Here is an 18,526-nt window from a genome sequence, read left to right on the forward strand (position 1 = left end):
CAAGCCCCCTGGCGCAGCGCCCGCGCCGCCCGTGAACAGCGGCCGTGGGCAGCCGCGAAATCCTCTGGCACAGTGGGGAAACGGAGGGAGGATCCGAACATGGTCGAGCAACTGGACGGGCATATCGGTGACGGGGCGGGGACGAACGGCGCGGGGGCGGCCGGGGTGAACGCGCTGGCGGTGGCGGACGCACTGCTGGCGCGCTGCACCGACTATCGCTACGAGCCCGCGGAGAACGCGGCGGTGTCGGCGCTGGCGCTGGCGGTGGGGGCGAATCTGCCGGTGCTGCTGTGGGGTGAGCCGGGGATCGGGAAGACGGCGGCGCTGCGGCAGCTGGGGGTCGGGCTGGGGGTGAGCGTGGAGACGGTGATCGCGAGCGTGCACGAGCCGTCGGACTTCTCGGGCCTGCCGATCGTGGGGGCGGATCCGACGGTGAACGGGGTGCCGATGGCGCCGCCGGACTGGGCGGTACGACTGGCGCGCGCCGGGCACGGGCTGTTGTTCCTGGACGAATTGTCCTCCGCGCCACCGGCGGTGCAGGCGGCGCTGCTGCGGGTGGTGCTGGAACGGCGGGTGGGCAGCCTGGATCTGCCGCCGCCGGTGCGGATCGTGGCGGCGGCGAATCCGGCGGCGAGCGCGGCCGACGGCTGGCATCTGAGTCCGCCACTGGCGAACCGCTTCGTGCACCTGGACTGGGTGCACGATCCGGCCGTGGTGTCCAGGGGGCTGGCCGGCACCTGGCCGGCCGTGACGGTGCCGCAGGTGGATCCGGCGGCGGGCCCGTCCGCGGTGGCGCGGGCACGGGGCCTGGTGGCCGGATTCCTTTCCGCGCGACCGGTGCTCACCCATCGGCTGCCCGCCGAAACCGAGGACCGGGGCCGCGCCTGGCCGTCCCCGCGTACCTGGGAGATGGTGATGCGCCTGCTCGCCTTCGGTTTCGCCGCGGGCACGGACCGGCAGGCGATCACCCTGGCCGTCTCCGGTGCGGTGGGCCCGGGCGCGGGGCTGGAACTGCTGGCCTTCATCGACGAGCTGGATCTGCCCGATCCGGAAGCGGTGCTGGCCGACCCGGCGGCGTTCGCGCTGCCCGCGCGCGGCGATCGCCAATTGGCCTTCCTCACCGCGGTGGTGGCGGCCGTGCAGGGCCGGGTGACCCGGGCGCGCTGGGAGGCGGGCTGGGAGGTGCTGGGCAAGGCGGTGCACGCCGGTTCCCCGGATGTGGCCGCCCGCGCCGCCTTCGATCTGGCCGCGCTGCGCGCCGGAAACGATTGGCCCGCACCGCCGGTGCTGGACGCCTTCATCGAGGTGCTGCGCCTCGCCGGCCGAATGCCGTCCCGGCCGTGACCGCCGCGGCCGAGGTGGATCGCACCAAACTGCTGGCGGCCCGGTTCCGCGCCGCCACCGATCGCCCGTACCTGGCCACGGCGCTCTACGCCCTGACCTTCGTGCCCTCGAAGCTGGTGCCGACCATCGGCGTGGACGCGAAATGGCGCTGCTACGTCGGTCCGGAATTCGTTGCGCACAACGAGGTTCCGGCGCTGGCGGGCGTGCTCATCCACGAGGTCTCGCATCTGCTGCGCGCGCATTTCGAACGCGCGGAACAGCTGCCGGAACCGGTGCACCCGATGCTGGTGAACATCGCCCAGGACTGCGAGATCAACGACGATCTGGTGGCGGACGAACTGGTGCTGCCGGAGGGCGCGATGCTGCCGGGCCTGTTCGATCTCCCCGAAGGTCGCATGTTCGAGGAGTACGTGCGGACCATCCGCGCTGCGCTGGAGGAGCAGTTCGGCTCCAGCGCAGGCGATTTCGGCGACGACGAAGTCCCGGGGCGATTGGCGCGGCGCTTCGGATTCGATGCCGCCGCACCCGACTGCGGCGCCACCCCGGGCGGCCGCCCCTGGGAGGCCGACGCCGAACGCGACACCCCCGGCGTGCATCCCACCGAGGCCGCCGCCCTGCGCAAAGCCACCGCCGAAGCGGTCCGCGCCCACGAACGCACCGCCGGTTCGGTCCCCGAAGGCTGGCTGCGCTGGGCCGAGCACACCCTGGAACCGGTGGTCGATTGGCGCCTGAAGCTGAGCGGTGGTCTGCGCGAAGCGATTTCGTGGGCCAGCGGGGCCGTCGACTACACCCGCCGCCGTCCCGCCCGCCGCGGCGCGGCCGTGCCCCAGGTGATCCTGCCCGCCCTGGCCCGCCCGCTGCCCCGGGTGGCCGTGGTCATCGACACCTCCGCCTCCATGAGCCCCGACGATCTGGCCGTCGCCTACGCCGAGATCACCGGCATCCTGCGCGGCGTGGGCCTGGGCGCCGAACGCGTCACCGTGCTCACCTGCGACGCCGCCGTGCACACCGTCCGCAAGGTGACCCGCATCGAGGAGATCGAGCTACGCGGCGGCGGCGGAACGGATCTCACCGTCGGCATCGACGCCGCCCTGCGCCTGCCGCAGCGACCCCAGGTGATCGTCGTCCTCACCGACGGCTACACCGACTGGCCCGCCGTCACCCCCGGCGCGCGCGTGATCGCCGTCCTCATCGGCGAGAACCCGCCGCGCCCGCCCGGCTGGATCGAAGCCGTCGAAATCGAAACCAGCTCGGACTGAACGGAATTCAGCACAGCCACACCACCAGATCGAAGTGCGCGTGCGCCATGGCCTCCTGCCACGGCGTCTCCCCGCGCTTGTTCACCCGGTCCCGGTCCGCCCCCGCCGCGATCAGGAATTGCACCACCCCGGCCTGCCCGTTGGCGGCCGCCACGTGCAGGGCCGTCCGCCCCGCCGCATCCGCGTGATCGACCGCCACCCCCGCGTACAGCAGGATCCCCACCACCTCCCCGAACCCGTGCGTGGCCGCGACGCGCAGCGCCCGAGCGCCATTGGCCTGCGGATCCGCCCCCAACCGCAGCAATCCGCGCACCGTCTCCGAATGCCCCACCGCGCAAGCCACTTCCAGCGGCGTATACCCGTCCCGTGCCGCCCGCGTATCCAATCCGCCACCGCACCGCACCAATTCGATCAGCTCCGCCACCGACCCCGCTCCCCGCGCGTGCCGGTTCTCCATCACCATCTGCATCTGCCGCTGAATCCAATCCCGGTAGGCCCCGAACAACTGCTCGAAGCACCCGGTCGCCCGCCCGCCGAACGCGAGCAGCGCCTGCTCCCGCTCGATCTCGGCGGCATCGTGCGCAGGCGCGCACAGCTTGCCGTTCAGATACCCCACCGCATGTTCCGCACCCCCGCAGGAAACCGTTCTCGGCATCAGCAACATGGTCTTCACTCCCCGCGCAAACGTCCCTGACCCATGATCTCCGAGAACCCCGGCCGCCGGTCGGATGATTCGATGCCCATGAAAGCTGGGGCGCAACGAACCTCGTCCGGGGTACGACGTGTTCGTCAGGACCAGGGAAGGGGATCGACATGAAGAGGATCGTCGGCATCGTGATGGCGGTGGCCGCGCTGACCTTGGCGGCGGGCTGTCAGGACGACGGGTCGCCGCAGTCGGGCGGCACGTCGACAGCGGCGACGAGTCCGGCCGGTACCGGCGGGACGTCATCGGAACCGGGCCCCGGCACACAACAGCCACCGGCCACCACTTCGAGCGGTGACAGCGCGCCCGCCACCGCCGGAAACGGCAAATGCGTGGATCTGAGTTCGCCGGTGGTCACCGCGGCGCTGGCCAAGCTCGGCGCGAACGTCGGCGGCGACGGCTTCTACGCGGACAGCGGCACCGACGCGGCCGTCGGCTCCTGCCCGGCGCTGCTGTGGGTGCTGGCCGGCACGCCGCGCGGCACCGCCAGCTCGCCGTGGCACGTGATGCTGTTCAACCACGCCGGCTATCTGGGCACGGCGACCAAGAAATCGACCTCCTACACCGCGGTGACCGGATCCTCCGATCGCAGCGTGCAGGTCCGATACCGTTGGCTGACCGGCCAGGACGCCAGCTGCTGCCCCTCGGGCGGGCCGGTCGTCGTCACGCTCACCCTCGGCTCGGACGGGCGCACGGTGACCCCGGATCGCGATTTCCCCACGCAGGTAACCGATCCCGGCCCCGCCGGCGGCTCGGCCTGCCCCGTCACCAAGGCCAAGCTGCTGGAAGCCTTGAGCGGCACCGATGTCGAATCCCGCCTGGCCAAGCCGATCGAGCTGGAGGACGGTATCGAATGCGCGGGTGACTGGGCCATGGCGCACAGCGGCACCCACAACAACACGGTCAATCGGGCGCAGGTGCTGTTCCACTATGTGGCGACCAGCGGCGGCTGGCAGCCGGTGGATCTCGGGAGTGCCCTGCGCTGCACCGAACTCGGCGTTCCGGCGGACGTCGCGAGCAAGATCTGCCACTGAGCGAACCCTCGGCTACAGCGAAACAGCCGCGGTGTGCGAGCATTTCGCGATGGCTGGTGGTACCCGAATGTGGCCGGTGGTCGACCTGACCGACCTGCTCGACGTGCTCGATCTCGAGGAGGCCGGTCCGGGCCGGTTCCGCGCCCGCAATGTGACTTCGACGCTCCCGACGACGCTGGGCAGCCAGACCCTCGCGCAGGCCGTGGTGGCGGCGGAGCGCACGGTGCCGCAGATGACCGTCCAGTCCCTGCACGCTGTGTTCCCGCGCGGTGGATATGCCGATCGCCCTGTGGATGTGGAGGTCGAGGTCGTGCAGTCGGGCCGGGCGCTGGCGACGGTGCAGGTGAGTTTCCGGCAGCAGGAACGCGAACACGCGCGCGCCCTGGTGATGCTGAGCGCCGGGGAACCGGACTTCATCGCCCACGATGCAGACCTGCCGCCCGAGGTGCCCGGGCCCGAGGACTGCGCCGAACTGCCGTGCGCGCTGCTGCCCTGGGAGGTCCGGACCCTCGGCGGCGCGGACGCGCTGGGGCCGGACGTGGCGGGCCCGCCATCGCTGGATGTGTGGATGCGCTGCGGCAAAGCGCCCGAGCAGCCCGTCGTCTCGCGCGCCCTGCTGGCCCACGCCAGCGAGGCGTTCCTGGGGCCGGTCGCGCTGCGGCCCTATCCGCAAGCGGAAATCGAGCGGCTCGGCGGCATCGGCACCTCGGCCATGCTGGCCCAGACCGTCACCGTGCATCGCCCGGTCGACGTGCGCGATTGGCTGCTGCTGCGCTGCCGCAGCCCGTTCGCCGGCAGCGGCCGGATGTTCGGCCGGATCGAGATATTCACGCGGACAGGCGATCTGGTGGCCTCCGCGAGCGCCCACGGGCTGATGCGGGCGGCGCGCTGAGCGGTCGGCTTGACCTCAACCCAGCTCGAGCTTCTACGGTGAGCCGTATGCCTTTTACCGAAGTGGAACGCAGCTACCTCGCCGGTCAGCGGCTGGCCCGCCTGGCGACGGTCACCAAGCACAACCGGCCGAATATCGTGGCGGTCGGCTTCCGCCTCAATGCCGACGACACCATCGATATCGGCGGCCCGAACCCGAATGCCCAGCGGTATCGGAACGTGAAGGCCAACGAATACGTGAGCCTGGTGGTGGACGATATGACCCCGGACGATCCCGCCGAGGTGAAGCCGGGCTGGGGGCGCGGCATCGAGATTCGCGGGCGCGCGGAGATCATCAGCGTCGAGGACATTCCGGTGGCTCCGCAGTGGTTCTCGCACGAGATCATTCGCATCCACCCGGAGCGCGTGCACCAGTGGCATATCGATCCGGCGAATCCGGATGGGGGAGCGCGGAATCTCTAGGTGGCGCGGAAGGCCGTGAGCAGCATGGTGATCAGCTCGTCGAGATAGCCGGGTTCGAGCGGGGCGGCATTGACGGTGAGCCGCCAGTAGAGCGGTCCCGCCAGAAAGTCCAGGGCGAGTGGGATATTCAGGTCGGCCGGGAGTTCACCGCGGGCGATGGCCCGGCGCAGCAGGTCCGCGGCTCGTTCCCGGCGCGCGCCGCCCACACCCTCGGCGAGGCTCTCGGCCAGCGCCGGTTCGCGGCCCGCTTCCGCCAGCAGATCGGGAATGATCTTCGACGCCAAGGGATGCCGGAGCCCGTCGGCCGCCGCGCCGAGGTAGGCGCGCAGATCGCCGCGCAGGGTGCCGGTGTCGGGCGTCTCGGCCGCCGCCACCGCGACCTTGGTGATCAGGTCGGCGGCCATGGCCTGTTTGGAGGGCCAGCGGCGATACACCGCCGCCTTGCCCGCCCCCGCCCGCCGCGCGACCGCCTCGATGGACAGCCGCCCGTAGCCGACCGCGGCCAGCTCCTCGAAGAAGGCGCTGGTCAAGGCGTCGGTGAGGGCGTCCTGTAGGACCGGGCCGCCGGCTGCGCGGCGTACGGGGTTGGCCATGCCGCCCAATCTAGCACGAGACGGAACGGTTGCGTCTCGACTGATCCGGCGCTACAGTTCGAGTCATAGACGAGACGGAACCGTTCCGACTCGATAAATGGAAGCGTCGAAACCATGAAATTCCTCTTCGATGACGAGTCCTTCTCCTTCGAGACCCTGCGCACCGCCTGCTTCGCCAGCTACGACGGCGCGGACCTGGGGGAGGTACTGGTGACCGCCCGCGCCATCGCCGAGGGCGACGAAGCGTCCTGGTACCGCGAGTGGAAGGCGACCGCGGCACGCGTCGAGGCCGCCGGGCAGGCCGCGCTCGCCGCCGGGCATCGCGTCAGCGCCCGCGAGGCCCTGCTGCGAGCCTCGAACTACTACCGCACCAGCGAGTTCTACCTGCGCGACAATCCATTCGACGATGCCGACGCCAAGGATTCGTCACAGCGCGCCCGCGCCACCTTCGCCGCCGCGGCGGAACTCATGGACACCCCGGTGCGGGCCGTGGAGATTCCCTACGAGGACACCACGCTTCCGGGCTATCTCTTCCTGGTCGACGATTCCGGAATCCCGCGTCCCACGGTCGTTTTCACCAGCGGCTTCGATTCCATCGTCGAAGAGGCGTACTTCGCGATCGCCGCGGCGGCGCTGCGCCGGGGCTACAACTGCCTGGCCTACGATGGCCCCGGCCAGGGCGCGGCGCTGCGTGAACAGCACCTGTTCTTCCGTCACGACTGGGAGAACGTGCTCACCCCGGTGATCGATTACGCGCTCACCCGCCCCGAGATCGACCCGGCTCGAATCGCCGTGCACGGCTACAGCCTCGGCGGTTACCTGGTCGCCCGCGCCGCCGCTTTCGAGCACCGCATCGCCGCGCTGATCACCGACGGCGGGCTGTACGACTATCACGCCTTCCACCTGCGCGCGGTCCCGCCGTTCCTGGCCGAATGGGTGATGGACGGGCGCGACGAGCTGTCCGAGCCGGTCATCGCGCTGATGATGGCCCACAACACCAGCATTCGCTGGGCGCTGCGCAACGGGCGGTGGACGTTCGGCGCGGACTCCTGCTCCGACTATGTGCGCCGTACCAAGGACTACAGCCTGGTCGGCATCGCGGACCGGATCGTGGCCCCGACCCTGATCTTCGACCCCGAGGACGATATGTTCGCGGGCGAGCCGAAGCTGCTGCACGCGGCGCTGAAATGCCCCGCCACGCTGGTGGAGATGCCGGAAAACGAAGGCGGCGGCGAACATTGCAGCTACGGCGGCCGGGCCACCCTGCACCGCCACCTGTTCGATTGGCTGGACGAGACACTGGCGTGAATCCGCTCGTGTCGGCCGGGCGGCGGCGGGATCGGCAGGCAGAATGTGGCGCGTGCCGACATTCGCGAAGTTGCTGCAGGTAGCCGTCGCCGGGGCGTTGCTCGTCGGAGCCGGCCAGACCGTGACCGCCGCACCCGCCGAGAGCGCCCCGATCTTCCCGCTGCCCTGGGTGGGTTCCGAGCCGGACGGCGTGCGGGCTCCGGGGGCGGCGCTGGCGGACGGGATCACCGGCACCATCCTGTGGTCGCGGGAACTGCACACCCAGTTGCCGATCGCCAGCATCACCAAGGTGATGACCGCCCTGGTGGTGATCAATGCCGGTGACCTGGAGCGCGCGGTCACGGTCCCGGCGGCGAGCATCTCCTACTGCGTCAGCAATGACGGCAGCACCGCCGGGCTGTCCGCAGGTGAGGTGCTGACCACGCGCCAGCTGCTCTACGCGATGATGCTGCCCTCGGGCTGCGACGCCGCCTACACCCTCGCGGAGGCGTACGGGCCCGGACAGGACGGCTTCATCGCGCGAATGAACGACACCGCCCGCCAAATGGGCTTGGCCGCAACCCACTTCACTGATCCGAGCGGCTTGCCCATCCCCGACGACTACTCCACCTACTCCACCCCCGCCGACCTGATCGCCCTCGGCGTGCGCGCCATGGTGCTCCCGGTATTCCGCGAAATCGCCGGTGCGCGAAGCTATCACCTGCCCGCGGGCCCCGCGAACCGCGACCACGTCTGGGAAACCACCAACCTGCTGCTCCACGACTACCCCGGCGCGATCGGCATCAAGACCGGTTCCACCGACGCCGCCGGCGCCTGCCTGCTGTTCGAGACGGTCCGCGCCGGCATTCCCATGATCGGCGTTGTCCTGCACAGCTCTTCGGGCAGCGGCGCAGCCGCCCGAGACGATGCCCAGCGCATGCTGAACTGGGGCTACGGCCCGATCCTCGCGGCCTTGCCGATCGGCTGACCGCCCCGACCAAGATCTCTCCGCCTTCGCCGATCCGGGTCCACGCGTGTCCGTTTTGCCTATACTGAGCGCCAGTCTGACGATCGTCCAGGAGGCGCGTGGTGGCAGGCGAATGGCTACTGGGCATCGGCTTCGGTCCAACCGCGACAGCCGCCGCAACCCTGGATCTCGCTGTGCAACAGGTGATCCCGCTCGAACTCCCCCTCGACGTCCCCGCCGTCCCGCCCGACCCGGAAATAGCGATCCGCGTCCTCCGCACCGCCCTGCAAGCCGCCTGGTCCACCCGAGGCGGCCCGCCGCCATTGGGCCTGGTCCTCGCCTACCCGGACAACTGGCTACCCCACCAAGCCGGCCTGCTCACCCACGCGGCCGCCACCGTCGGCTACACCGCGAATACCCTACGGCTCCTACCGATCTCCACCGCCACCGCCCACAACCCCACCCACCTGGGCGACGGCCCCGCCCTGGCCGCCGCCCGCGGCGCACTACTGGCCATGCTCGCCCCACCCCCACCCCGCCCCCTACGAACCGAACTCCTCCGCCGGAACCCGCGCCCAGACCCAACCCCACCCCCTTCGCGGCCGGAACCGCACGCCCGGCAGCCCAATTCGCAACCGGTAGCGCGGCAGCCCGATTCAGAACCGATAGTGCAGCAGCCTCATTCGGGACGGGATCAGCGGACGGATTCATCAGCGCGGGATCAGCGGCCGGATTCCTCGGCGCGGCATCGGCAATCGAAACGGTCGGTGCGGGTTCCGTCGGCGCTCGGTCCGCAGCCGACGGTCTTTCGTACCCCGCGCATTTGGGCTGCTGCTCTTGTTCTCGGCGTTGTGATCGCCGGTGGGACAACCGGAGTGGTGGTGCTCGCTGCGAAGGGTGATGAGATAACGCCCGCTGCGGCGACTGTCGGCACCACGTCGCGCGCGGTCAGTTCGGCCCCGGCTACGACCACGGCGGTCACTACTAGTGTCGCCACGTCGGTGACTACGAGCCCACCCGCGCCTCCGCCGCCGCCTGAACCGCCGCCGCCGGAGCCTCCGGCACCGACCCCCGAACCGCCCCCGGTGACGACGCGACCCGCTCCGACGACGGTGCAGCCCGCTGAGCCCGAACCCGCACCCGCGCCGCCGGATCCGACGACGCAGGCGCCCCGGGACATGCACGATGCCACTGTCCGCGGCTATTGCCAGGGCCTGCTCAATCAGGCGGACAAGTTCCCGGGCGGGCTCGCGGCCATGCGTGCGCAGGTGCCGCCGCCGTTCCTCAGCTCTCCGGCGGATTGGTCGGAAGCGTTCGATCGTGCGGAAAGCGGTTCCTGCCAGTAGTTTTCGCGCTACGCGCCGGGGATCTGGATCGCATTGCCCGCACCGGCCGTGCCGCCGTCGTTCTGAGCGGTGACGATGCAGCTGACCGTCGCGCCGCTCGCCTCGGCCGGGACAGTGAATCGGGGCTGATCGGTCGCGCCCGATACCGGGATGTCGATCGCCCGTCCCTGCTCGTCGACGCGGGTGACGAGCCACTGGTAGGCGACGGCGTCCGGGTGTCCGTCCCACTCCGGCGCATGGCAGGTCAGGGTGCTTCCGATACGCGGATCACCCTTCAGCGCAATATCTCCGAGCGGGGCGGGCGCCCAGACCGGGGTGGGGGACAGGGCCCAATCACTCCGGTATTGCCGTGCCCGAGCGCGGTGACCGGCGTGCCGACCGGGTCGGCGACGGTGGCGATCGGAAGGACCGGTCCGGCAACGGGTTTCGACAGTTCGACGATCGCCACGTCGTTGTGGACCCGGCGGACACCGTCGGCGGCATCGGCGATCTCGTAGCCCGGATGAATCGCGATGCGCCTGATCGGCACCTCCTCGCCGGCGAACAGTCAGCGGCGCTCACGCGAACTTGCCCGGATTGGCTGCCACCGCCCGGCGCAGCACCGGCCGGTTGGCGCGATAGTGCTCGACCACCGATTCCAGTTCGTGCGGGCTCGCGCCGTGCATGATCACCGAATGGCAGCCGAGGTCGTATTCGCGGGAGATCTTCTTCACGCACTGCTCGGGCGTGCCGTAGGCGGCGGAGGCGAGCCATTCGTCGGGGATGAGCGCGTCGATCTGCTCCAGGGTCTCCACCGAAGCGGATGCGTCGATGGGCCCGGCCGCTGCCGCGTTCTGGTACAGCTCGGTCGCCCGAATCCGTTCCCACACTTGCGGATCCCACCCGTTGGCGGCGATCAGAATATCGGCGTACGCCTGCAGGTAGGTCACCAGCCGCCCGGTCCGGCGGCGCAGCTGATCCTCCGGGGTGAGGGCGTCGCTGGCGGTCGCCAGACACGACCAGATGCGCACGCTGTCGGGATCCTTGCCCGCCCGTTCCGCGCCTCGGCGCACGGCCGCAACGGAATTCGCGGTCGCCTCGTCGGAGAAGAACGTGTGCAGCACCACGAAGTCGCCGATCGCCCCGGCCAGCTCCATGGTCTTCGGCCCCACCGCCACGAAGCCGATCGGCGGGGCGTCGTCCAGGCCGTTCTGGTGGTAGAGCACCGGCCAGGACCCCGCGGGCCCCTCGTGATTCAGGATGGTCTCGCCCGCCCAGAGCCGCCGCAGAATGCCCACGAAATCGCGCAACTGCGCTTCGGTGACGGCGGGCAGGCCGATCGCCTTCCAGTTCGCCGCCATACCGCGCCCGAACGCCATGGCGAACCGGCCCTCGGTGATGGCCTGCATGGTGGACCCCATGGTGGCCGTCACCATCGGATGCCGGGTGTGGTGATTCGTTGCGGCGGCGGCGATTCCGAGTTCGGTGGTACATCCGGCCAGACCGCCGGACAGCACCGCGGAATCCTTGACGGTCATCCGCTCGCCGATCATGCACGAGCCGAGGCCGAGGCGTTCCGCGTCCCGGGCCTCCGGCAGCAGCACGCGCGCGTCGGCCGGATGCCGGGTAATGCAGTAGTAGGCGAGTTCGTTCAACTGTTCGAGCATGAGAGTGCTACTTCTCCAATGGATTTCGAGAGGGGAGGGCTCAGGCGCCGAGCTCGGCGAGCATCGCTTCGACGATCGCCTTGTGATGGAGGAAGACCTCGACATCGTCGGGCCGCTCCATCTCACCGAAGTGGACCTGGCGGCCGCCGGCGCGCATGAAGACCACGGCGTAGTTCAGGGCGGCGAACATGGTGTACCAGGTGAGATCGCCGAGTTGCACACCCGAATGCTCGGCGTAGGCGGCCCGCACGTCCGCCTCGCGGAAGAAGTCCGGCATGCCGGGGAAGCCGAAGTTCTCGGCGATGCCGTGGAAGACGCGGTGCCCGAACAGGATCCACGCCACATCGAGCTCGCGGGGGCCGATCGTGGCCATCTCCCAGTCGAGCACCGCCACCGGCGTGAAGTCCCGGTACATGATGTTGCCCAGGCGCGCGTCGCCCCAGGACAGCACGGTCTCACCGGCTTCCGGGATATTGGTGTCGAGCCATTTCAGGATCCGCTCCACCAGCGGCGACGGCCCGGTGTCGCGGGCCGCGAACTCGTACCACGCGCGCGCCCGGTTCAGGTTCTTCTCCAGCAGCGTGGCACCGGGATACGGCGGCTCCAGGAACGCGAAAGTCGTTGCCGCATCCGGAATCCCGTGCATCTTGGCGAGCGCCTCGACCGTGCCGTCCTGCACCCGCCGCTGCTGTTCGGGATCGGCGTCGAAGAGCCAGTTGTTGCCGAACGTGTACGGCATGACGTCCGGCGGCACCAGCCCGTCGATGCGATCCATCAGCAGGAACGGCGCGCCCAGTACCTCGCCGGTCGGTTCCAGGAACCGCACCCGCGGCACCTCGACCTCGCTCGCCTCGGCCACGATCCGCATCACCTCGAACTGCCCGCGCAGGTCGTAGTGCTCGTACACCGGGAAATCGCCCGCCGCCGGCGCCACCCGCGCGATCAGCTCGGCGGTCCGCGCGACCCCGTCCTCCTGCCAATTCAGGGTCAGGGTCAGGGTTTCCGCCGACATGCCGTTGCTGTCGATGCCCGATCCCAGCGTGAGTTGCGGCGCGGCGTGCGCGGGCAGCTGTTCGGCCAGCCATTCGGTCAGTCGCGGGAGCAGCGTGGCGGAGTCGCGGCTGCTGCGCTGCAGGCGCATGCGCTGCTCGTCGGGCGTAGGAGATGGAGACATGAATCACCCTCGGCTCATTGATTGAAGCTGGGGGTAACCATGAACCTCCCGCCCCAAATTGTCAACGAGGGTTCTCAAAGAATCAAAGTTATTGCAGGTAAACGGCTATCGCATCGACCAGGCAATGGCGGGCTCCGGTCACTTCGGCGGCCGGGGACAGCCGGCGCTCGTTATTGATGCCGCGCATGGCCATAGGGATCAGGCATCGCACCCGCGACACCTTGTCCGCGTCCAGCGACAGGTCCGCCAACGCGTATTCGAACGCTCGCAGCCAGGCATCCTCGTACTGCGCGAACGCCGCCGCGGTAAGCGGGAAAGTAGCCAGCCGCTCCGCCTGATCATTGGGCAGCCCGGCCCGCAGCGTCTCCACCGCCCGCCCCTCGGGCGTATCCAGAATCGTCCAGATGGCATCCACCATCTCCCACACCCGATCCCGCACCGACCCCGTGATCGCCGGCCACACCTCGGGACTGTTGGCTCCGGTCCGATCGGTCAGCTCGGTCAGCACCGCCGCCCACAACCCATCGATATCCCCGAATTGATGCTTGAGCGTCCCCCAGCTCACGCCCGCCTCCCGCGCGACCCGATTGGCCGACAACGGTTCCCCCGACCCGTCCGCCAGACACCCGATAGCAACCTCCAGCAACCGCTGCCGGGTCTCCCGCCCCTTGCGATTCAGGCGAGTCCCGGCCGCGGACTGCATAGTCGAACCCACTTCGGCCACCGACGCTTCCATCCCGCGAGCCCCGCAATCCCGGAATCTCCGGCAGTTGTCCCGCCTGTAGACGATAGCTGTGCGTGGGCGGTGATTGACCCGGGCAGGTTCCTGCACTTATATCGAGGCCGGAAACCAGAGCGTAAGGAGAGTCATGCCGGGAGTAACCGATCGGGTCGTCGTCGTCACGGGTGCGGGTGGTGGCCTGGGCCGCGAGTACGCCAAGCTGCTGGCCAGTGAGGGCGCGCTGGTCGTGGTGAACGACCTGGGCGGCGCGCGCGACGGCTCGGGTGCGGGCACCGCCATGGCCGATGCCGTGGTCGAGGAGATCCGCGCCGCCGGCGGTACGGCGGTCGCCAACTACGACAGCGTCGCCACCGAGGAAGGCGCGGCCGCGCTGATCAAGACCGCGATCGACAATTTCGGGGCCGTGCACGGCGTGGTCAACAACGCGGGCATCCTGCGCGACACGTCCTTCCACAAGATGACCACCGACCAGTGGAACGCCGTCCAGCAGGTCCACCTGTCCGGCGGCTACCACGTCACCCGCGCCGCCTGGCCGTACTTCCGCGAACAGGGCTTCGGCCGCGTCGTGGTGGCCACCTCCACCTCCGGCCTCTACGGCAACTTCGGCCAAGCCAACTACGGCGCCGCCAAACTCGGCCTGGTCGGCCTGATCAACACCCTGGCCATCGAGGGCCGCAAATACGACATCACCGCGAACGCCGTCGCCCCCCTCGCCGCCACCCGCATGACCGCCGACATCGCCCCCGCCGAGGTCCTGGAACACCTCGCCCCCGCCCACGTGGCCCCCGTCGTCGGCTACCTGGTCAGCGAGGAATGCACCGACACCGCCACCGTCCTGGTCGTCGGCGGCGGCTCCGTCCAGCGCGTCCAGCTCTTCGCCAACAAGCCGGTCCTCTTCGCCCAGCCCCCCACCATCGACGAGGTAGCGGCGAACTGGGACCGCATCACCGACATGACCGACGCCGAACCGGGCCGCAACCCCCTCGGCTGAGAAGCCTTGGAGCGCTGCGCTTTCCGCAGCGCTCCAAGCTCGCGGGAGCTACCCCCGCCAAATCCCGCTGTCGATGAATTCACTCCACGCAGCGGCCGGAAAGCTCAGAATCGGCCCAGCACCAAGATCTTTGGTGTCCCGCACCAGCGTGACTTCGGCATCGTGCCGAACCTCCACACACTGCTTCCCGGCGTCGGAGCGGCTCGATTTGTACCACTGACCCATGCTCGGCTTCGTCACGCCGCGTACTCCTTCGCCACTCGGTTCACCAGATCCCTGGTGCCCCCTGTCGCCAACGCTACCGCCCGCAGCCCCGCGATCGCCTGCTCGTATTGCGACACCTCGTCGTCGTGCTCGTGAAACACACTCCCGACCGCCCCTTCGGCGTAAATCACCGGCGGCAGCGTCATTCCACTCGTCCCGCGCGGCAACCGCAGCCAGGTGAACGCGTACATCTTGAGCCCCGGATGCGGCCCCGCGGCGAACGGAATCACGTGAACATCCACGTTGTCGCGCTCACCCGCCTCGATCAGCCACCGCATCTGCTCCGCCATGACCGGATCCGTCCCCGGCCGATTGCGCAACACCGCCTCGGACAAGAAGACCTCCAGCCGGAACTCCGGATCATCAAGCCGGGCTTGCCTTTTCGTGGTCAATTCGATCCGTCGCTCCAGATCCACGATCGACAGCTCCGGCTCGTTGATCCGATCGATCGCGCGGCGATAATCCGGCGTCTGCAACAACCCCGGCACGATCACCGGCTGATGCGCGATGACCTGCTCGGCCACCCGCTCCAGCCGCAACAGCTTCTGCACATTCGGCGCGACCTGGTCCGAGTACGCCTTCCAGAATCCCTTCGAATTCCCCTGCGCCTTGGCGACTTTGTCCTCCGCCTGCACCTCCTGCCACAACTTCAACGCCTCGGACCGCTCTTCGGCTCCACAGCCGTAGAACTCGAGCAACCCGTTGATGTGCAGCGTGCCGAGCTTGGTCGGCAGCCCGTCCTCCAGCCGATCGAGAGCTTGCCGAGACACTTCGACGTGCAGGGCGGCGGCCGCCATAGCCGATCGCGGAGCCTGCTCCCGCAATCGCCGCATGAACCTTCCGAAATCCATTCGGGAAACAGTCAATCCGGCCATTCTCGTTAGCCTCGCTATCTGGGATAGGCCCGTTGCGGACATGCCCTTTGCGGACCTCCATCATATTTCGGCGAATGTCCGCAGCGGGCACACTTTCACCGGATTCCAGGTGTCTACTTACAGGCAGCATCACTGGCGACGAGATCCGCAAGGAGTGTCGTAATGCCCTGGGAAGCATGGGTTTTAGGCGTTCTGCTCGTATTGGCCGTTTTCTTCGTGATCGGATCGGTGGCGGAAGACCTTCGCGCAAATCAGGATCCGTACACCCCCAGCTCGTACCCGTACATCAAGCGCTCCATCACAGCGCCCCGCACAGGACGGCATCGAATCAAATGATCTCCGGTACTTTCTCCAGGATTTCGCATCGCGAGATCGCTGCTTCCAATATCCAGCTTCGTTACGAACGCGGTGTGCGAGAACTCCTCGATCGGCATCGCCATTGCATTGCGGGGCAAGGTCATATTCGCCAATCTTGCAGCGCACGCCGGCAACTCGTGCTGATTGCGCGGCAGCGCAAGTGGCCGTTGTCTGCTCGCTACAACGACGAGTAGCGGTTCATGCCAGGACCATGACGGCGATGCCGGCGGTTACCGCGACAGTGGCGAGGATGCGGGCGCGGCCGAAGCCTTCCTTGAACCAGACCGCGCCGATGACGGCGACGAGGATGATGCTGGATTCGCGCATGGCGGCGATGGAGGCCAGGGCGCCGCGGGTTTGGGACCACAGGACCAGGCCGTAGGCGGTGACGCTGAGTGCGCCGCCGAGCAGGCCGATGTGCCAGACGGGGCGGAGTTGCGGCAGCAGGGACGGGCCGCGCCAGGCGAAGACCAGGATGGGCACGGTGATCTCGCCGAGCAGCATCAGCCAGGCGATGTAGCCGAGGGTGCTGTGCGATTGGCGGATTCCGATGCCGTCGACGACGGTGTAGGAGGCGATGATCAGGCCGGTGGCGATGGCCGCGCCGATGGCGGCGGGACGGATCGGGTTGGTGCGGTGGCCCCAGAAGACCAGGAACGCCAGGCCCATCGAGATGAGCAGGACCCCGGCGAGCTGGGCGAGGCGGGGTGTTTCGCCGAGGATCGTGGCCGCGACCAAGGCCACGACCAGCGGGGCGGTGCCGCGTGCCAGGGGATAGGTCTGGCTGAAATCACCGAATCGGTAGGCCAGCATGAGCAGGCCGTTGTAGAGGACGTGCAGTACGGAGGAGGCCGCGAGATACGGCCAGCTCGCCGAATCCGGCGGTGCGGCAAGCCATATCAGCGGCAGTGCGCACAGTGCGCAACCCAGCGGGACCAGGGTCATGGCGGCGACCTTGTCCGGGATCCAGTGGGCGATGGCATTCCAGCTGGCGTGCAACACCGCGGCTACGAGCGTGGCGATGACCACGGCGAGCGGAACGGCGGAGACGGCGGAGATGGACGACGCGAAAACCATTGCGGGACTCTCTAGTCGGTGCCCCGTTTCAGGGCAGCGTGATAGGAGTCCTCCAGGCTTTTATCCCGTCAGATGTCGGCGTCCGGCCCGTTGCCGGCCGCCGAGGCGTAGCTCGGTCCAGTCCACGCACACCTGATTGTGTTGTCGGTCGGGCGGTGTGCGCGCGGAACCCTATACGCTGTCGCCTCTGACCCTAGCGGTAACCGTGCGATTGCGCGAACGGTGATGTCTGATTGCCGCCAGCTCCCCGGGTGCGGCGTTCATAGCGTCGGAGTCATGAAGACGGAACTGGTTAGCGTTGAACGGATTCCGGTGTTGCGGACGCCGGTGGTGTGGTTCATGGCTGTCGCCGCGGCGCTGGGGACCGCGAGTATCTATCCGCTGCAACCGGCTATCGCGGAAGTGGCGGGATCGCTGGGGGTATCGCTCGCGGAGGTGGGAGCGGCTCTCGCGTGTGGACCGGTCGGTTACATGCTGGGGCTGGCGCTGCTGGTGCCGCTGGTGGATCGGGTGCCGCCGCGGACCGTGGTGGCGGCGCAGTTCCTGGCATTGGGGATCGCACTGGCCGTTTCCGCGGCGGCCGGGTCGCCGTGGCTGCTCGGACTGTCCATCGGCGTCATCGGGGCCGGGTCCTCGGTCGGTGCGCAATTGAGTTCGGTGGCAGGGCGATTCGCGGAGCCGGCGCGACGGGCCACGGTGCTGGGCGTGGTCACCGCGGGGATTTCGGCGGGGATCCTGCTGGGACGCATCGTGGGTGGATGGCTCGCCGACGCGATCGGCTGGCGCGGCATGCTGCTCCTGCTGGCGGTGGCGTGCGTGGTCGTCGCCGGCGCTGCGCGTGCGGTGCTGCCTGCCGAAGCGGGGGAGGACCGCACCGGCTATCTGGGGCTGCTGCGCGGACTGCCGGGTCTGTTCGTCCGGTTCCCGGTACTGCGGCTGGCGGCCGGACGCGGCATGTTGTGGTTCTTCTCGTTCTGCGCGATCTGGGCGGGGCTGGCGGTGGCCTTGTCCGAGCCGCCGTACTCCTACTCCGCCGAACGCATCGGCCTGTACGCCTGCGCCGGACTGCTGGGCATCGTGGCGACGCGCATCGCGGGTGCCTGGACCGACCGGGTGGGCGCGCGCCGGGTGATCCTGACGGGCTTGGCCTTGGCGTTCGCGGCGACCGCGATCCTCGCGACCAGCCTCTCGAGCACCGTCGTCACGCTGCTGTGCCTGGGCCTGTTCGATGCCGGACTGTTCGCCGCGCAGGTCGCCAATCAGAGCACGGTGCTCGCCATCGACCCGGCCGCGACGGCGCGATTCAACAGCGCCTACATGCTGGTCTACTTCGTCGGCGGCAGCGCGGGCACCGCGTTCGGCGCGGCGGCGGTGCTCTGGTTCGGCTGGGCGGCAACGGCTCTCCTCGCCGCGGGCGCGATCGCTCTCGCCGCCGCTATCACCGTCTACGCGCGTGTCCCGCGAGCCGCTCAGAACTGAGCCTATCGGTATTCGAATACCGATGGTATCTTCGG

The 18,526-nt window shown here is 69.1% G+C and carries 20 protein-coding genes; 11 read left to right on the top strand and 9 right to left on the bottom strand.

Going from position 1 to position 18,526, the window contains the following annotated elements:
* Positions 1 to 99: 99 nt before the first annotated feature.
* Positions 100 to 1,344 (top strand): sigma 54-interacting transcriptional regulator, encoded by a 1,245-nt coding sequence (locus NY1_RS00390; RefSeq protein WP_084534484.1) that lies wholly within the window; start codon positions 100 to 102, stop codon positions 1,342 to 1,344.
* On the top strand, positions 1,341 to 2,603 hold the full coding sequence (locus tag NY1_RS00395) for a vWA domain-containing protein (RefSeq protein ID WP_067706470.1): 1,263 nt from the start codon (positions 1,341 to 1,343) through the stop codon (positions 2,601 to 2,603). Before NY1_RS00390 ends, NY1_RS00395 begins: the two co-directional genes overlap by 4 nt.
* Positions 2,604 to 2,610: 7 nt before the next feature.
* Here NY1_RS00395 and NY1_RS00400 read toward each other — a convergent pair whose 3' ends face one another.
* A complete protein-coding gene (locus tag NY1_RS00400; RefSeq protein ID WP_157575166.1) occupies positions 2,611 to 3,258 on the bottom strand; it encodes an ankyrin repeat domain-containing protein in 648 nt (215 codons plus the stop codon).
* A gap of 158 nt (positions 3,259 to 3,416) precedes the next feature.
* Between NY1_RS00400 and NY1_RS00405 the strand changes: the two genes are divergently transcribed.
* The 3 genes from NY1_RS00405 to NY1_RS00415 are packed head-to-tail and all read left to right on the top strand — an operon-like array spanning position 3,417 to position 5,693.
* Positions 3,417 to 4,340: an LppP/LprE family lipoprotein gene (locus tag NY1_RS00405; protein WP_067706476.1), complete on the top strand. Its 924-nt coding sequence runs from the start codon at positions 3,417 to 3,419 to the stop codon at positions 4,338 to 4,340.
* Between the two features lie 49 nt (positions 4,341 to 4,389).
* Positions 4,390 to 5,232: an acyl-CoA thioesterase gene (locus NY1_RS00410; protein ID WP_084534582.1), complete on the top strand. Its 843-nt coding sequence runs from the start codon at positions 4,390 to 4,392 to the stop codon at positions 5,230 to 5,232.
* A 47-nt stretch (positions 5,233 to 5,279) separates the two neighbouring features.
* A complete protein-coding gene (locus NY1_RS00415; protein ID WP_067706482.1) occupies positions 5,280 to 5,693 on the top strand; it encodes a PPOX class F420-dependent oxidoreductase in 414 nt (137 codons plus the stop codon).
* On the opposite strand, the gene NY1_RS00420 is transcribed toward NY1_RS00415, so the two are convergent.
* On the bottom strand, positions 5,690 to 6,286 hold the full coding sequence (locus NY1_RS00420) for a TetR-like C-terminal domain-containing protein (protein WP_067706484.1): 597 nt from the start codon (positions 6,284 to 6,286) through the stop codon (positions 5,690 to 5,692). The two genes, NY1_RS00415 and NY1_RS00420, sit on opposite strands and share 4 nt — an antisense overlap.
* Before the next feature lie 114 nt (positions 6,287 to 6,400).
* On the opposite strand from NY1_RS00420, the gene NY1_RS00425 reads away from it, so the two are divergent.
* From NY1_RS00425 to NY1_RS45025, 3 genes are all read left to right on the top strand, one after another.
* On the top strand, positions 6,401 to 7,594 hold the full coding sequence (locus tag NY1_RS00425) for an alpha/beta hydrolase family protein (RefSeq protein ID WP_067706487.1): 1,194 nt from the start codon (positions 6,401 to 6,403) through the stop codon (positions 7,592 to 7,594).
* Positions 7,595 to 7,637: 43 nt separating this feature from the next.
* Positions 7,638 to 8,561, top strand: coding sequence for a D-alanyl-D-alanine carboxypeptidase family protein (locus NY1_RS00430; RefSeq protein WP_067706490.1), 924 nt, complete (start codon positions 7,638 to 7,640; stop codon positions 8,559 to 8,561).
* A gap of 101 nt (positions 8,562 to 8,662) precedes the next feature.
* The gene (locus NY1_RS45025; RefSeq protein ID WP_157575167.1) at positions 8,663 to 9,886 is read left to right on the top strand and encodes a hypothetical protein; all 1,224 of its coding nucleotides are present in this window, start codon (positions 8,663 to 8,665) and stop codon (positions 9,884 to 9,886) included.
* 274 nt (positions 9,887 to 10,160) lie between these two features.
* Here NY1_RS45025 and NY1_RS00435 read toward each other — a convergent pair whose 3' ends face one another.
* The 4 genes from NY1_RS00435 to NY1_RS00450 form a co-directional block, all read right to left on the bottom strand.
* Positions 10,161 to 10,415, bottom strand: coding sequence for a S1 family serine peptidase (locus NY1_RS00435; RefSeq protein ID WP_067706494.1), 255 nt, complete (start codon positions 10,413 to 10,415; stop codon positions 10,161 to 10,163).
* A 28-nt stretch (positions 10,416 to 10,443) separates the two neighbouring features.
* A complete protein-coding gene (locus NY1_RS00440) occupies positions 10,444 to 11,532 on the bottom strand; it encodes a TIGR03857 family LLM class F420-dependent oxidoreductase (protein ID WP_067706497.1) in 1,089 nt (362 codons plus the stop codon).
* A gap of 40 nt (positions 11,533 to 11,572) precedes the next feature.
* Positions 11,573 to 12,706 (bottom strand): phosphotransferase family protein, encoded by a 1,134-nt coding sequence (locus NY1_RS00445; RefSeq protein ID WP_067706500.1) that lies wholly within the window; start codon positions 12,704 to 12,706, stop codon positions 11,573 to 11,575.
* 88 nt (positions 12,707 to 12,794) lie between these two features.
* Positions 12,795 to 13,430 (bottom strand): TetR/AcrR family transcriptional regulator, encoded by a 636-nt coding sequence (locus NY1_RS00450; RefSeq protein ID WP_233434151.1) that lies wholly within the window; start codon positions 13,428 to 13,430, stop codon positions 12,795 to 12,797.
* A gap of 145 nt (positions 13,431 to 13,575) precedes the next feature.
* On the opposite strand from NY1_RS00450, the gene NY1_RS00455 reads away from it, so the two are divergent.
* Positions 13,576 to 14,439 carry an SDR family NAD(P)-dependent oxidoreductase gene (locus NY1_RS00455; protein ID WP_067706503.1) on the top strand — a complete coding sequence of 288 codons (864 nt, stop codon included), beginning with the start codon at positions 13,576 to 13,578 and terminating at the stop codon, positions 14,437 to 14,439.
* Positions 14,440 to 14,487: 48 nt separating this feature from the next.
* Here NY1_RS00455 and NY1_RS00460 read toward each other — a convergent pair whose 3' ends face one another.
* Entirely contained in the window at positions 14,488 to 14,679 is a 192-nt protein-coding gene (locus NY1_RS00460) for a DUF397 domain-containing protein (RefSeq protein ID WP_067706506.1), read from the bottom strand.
* Entirely contained in the window at positions 14,676 to 15,554 is an 879-nt protein-coding gene (locus tag NY1_RS00465) for a DUF5753 domain-containing protein (RefSeq protein WP_157575169.1), read from the bottom strand. The genes NY1_RS00460 and NY1_RS00465 overlap by 4 nt, the downstream gene beginning before the upstream one ends.
* A gap of 356 nt (positions 15,555 to 15,910) precedes the next feature.
* Between NY1_RS00465 and NY1_RS43555 the strand changes: the two genes are divergently transcribed.
* The gene (locus NY1_RS43555; RefSeq protein ID WP_169815284.1) at positions 15,911 to 16,129 is read left to right on the top strand and encodes a hypothetical protein; all 219 of its coding nucleotides are present in this window, start codon (positions 15,911 to 15,913) and stop codon (positions 16,127 to 16,129) included.
* Between the two features lie 4 nt (positions 16,130 to 16,133).
* On the opposite strand, the gene NY1_RS00475 is transcribed toward NY1_RS43555, so the two are convergent.
* Positions 16,134 to 17,012, bottom strand: coding sequence for an EamA family transporter (locus NY1_RS00475; RefSeq protein ID WP_067706515.1), 879 nt, complete (start codon positions 17,010 to 17,012; stop codon positions 16,134 to 16,136).
* 276 nt (positions 17,013 to 17,288) lie between these two features.
* Between NY1_RS00475 and NY1_RS00480 the strand changes: the two genes are divergently transcribed.
* The gene (locus tag NY1_RS00480; RefSeq protein WP_067706518.1) at positions 17,289 to 18,491 is read left to right on the top strand and encodes an MFS transporter; all 1,203 of its coding nucleotides are present in this window, start codon (positions 17,289 to 17,291) and stop codon (positions 18,489 to 18,491) included.
* Positions 18,492 to 18,526: the final 35 nt, after the last annotated feature.

It is taken from the genome of Nocardia yamanashiensis NBRC 100130, assembly GCF_001613325.1.
Classification (GTDB): Bacteria; Actinomycetota; Actinomycetes; order Mycobacteriales; family Mycobacteriaceae; genus Nocardia; species Nocardia yamanashiensis.

Coding starts and splice junctions, on each gene's coding strand:
- NY1_RS00455 (WP_067706503.1), top strand. CDS start 13,576: ATGCCGGGAGTAACCGATCGGGTCGTCGTCGTCACGGGTGCGGGTGGT.
- NY1_RS00400 (WP_157575166.1), bottom strand. CDS start 3,258: ATGCCGAGAACGGTTTCCTGCGGGGGTGCGGAACATGCGGTGGGGTAT.
- NY1_RS00425 (WP_067706487.1), top strand. CDS start 6,401: ATGAAATTCCTCTTCGATGACGAGTCCTTCTCCTTCGAGACCCTGCGC.
- NY1_RS00465 (WP_157575169.1), bottom strand. CDS start 15,554: ATGGATTTCGGAAGGTTCATGCGGCGATTGCGGGAGCAGGCTCCGCGA.
- NY1_RS00445 (WP_067706500.1), bottom strand. CDS start 12,706: ATGTCTCCATCTCCTACGCCCGACGAGCAGCGCATGCGCCTGCAGCGC.
- NY1_RS00410 (WP_084534582.1), top strand. CDS start 4,390: ATGGCTGGTGGTACCCGAATGTGGCCGGTGGTCGACCTGACCGACCTG.
- NY1_RS43555 (WP_169815284.1), top strand. CDS start 15,911: ATGATCTCCGGTACTTTCTCCAGGATTTCGCATCGCGAGATCGCTGCT.
- NY1_RS00405 (WP_067706476.1), top strand. CDS start 3,417: ATGAAGAGGATCGTCGGCATCGTGATGGCGGTGGCCGCGCTGACCTTG.
- NY1_RS00415 (WP_067706482.1), top strand. CDS start 5,280: ATGCCTTTTACCGAAGTGGAACGCAGCTACCTCGCCGGTCAGCGGCTG.
- NY1_RS00390 (WP_084534484.1), top strand. CDS start 100: ATGGTCGAGCAACTGGACGGGCATATCGGTGACGGGGCGGGGACGAAC.
- NY1_RS00440 (WP_067706497.1), bottom strand. CDS start 11,532: ATGCTCGAACAGTTGAACGAACTCGCCTACTACTGCATTACCCGGCAT.
- NY1_RS00420 (WP_067706484.1), bottom strand. CDS start 6,286: ATGGCCAACCCCGTACGCCGCGCAGCCGGCGGCCCGGTCCTACAGGAC.
- NY1_RS00480 (WP_067706518.1), top strand. CDS start 17,289: ATGAAGACGGAACTGGTTAGCGTTGAACGGATTCCGGTGTTGCGGACG.
- NY1_RS00475 (WP_067706515.1), bottom strand. CDS start 17,012: ATGGTTTTCGCGTCGTCCATCTCCGCCGTCTCCGCCGTTCCGCTCGCC.
- NY1_RS00430 (WP_067706490.1), top strand. CDS start 7,638: ATGTGGCGCGTGCCGACATTCGCGAAGTTGCTGCAGGTAGCCGTCGCC.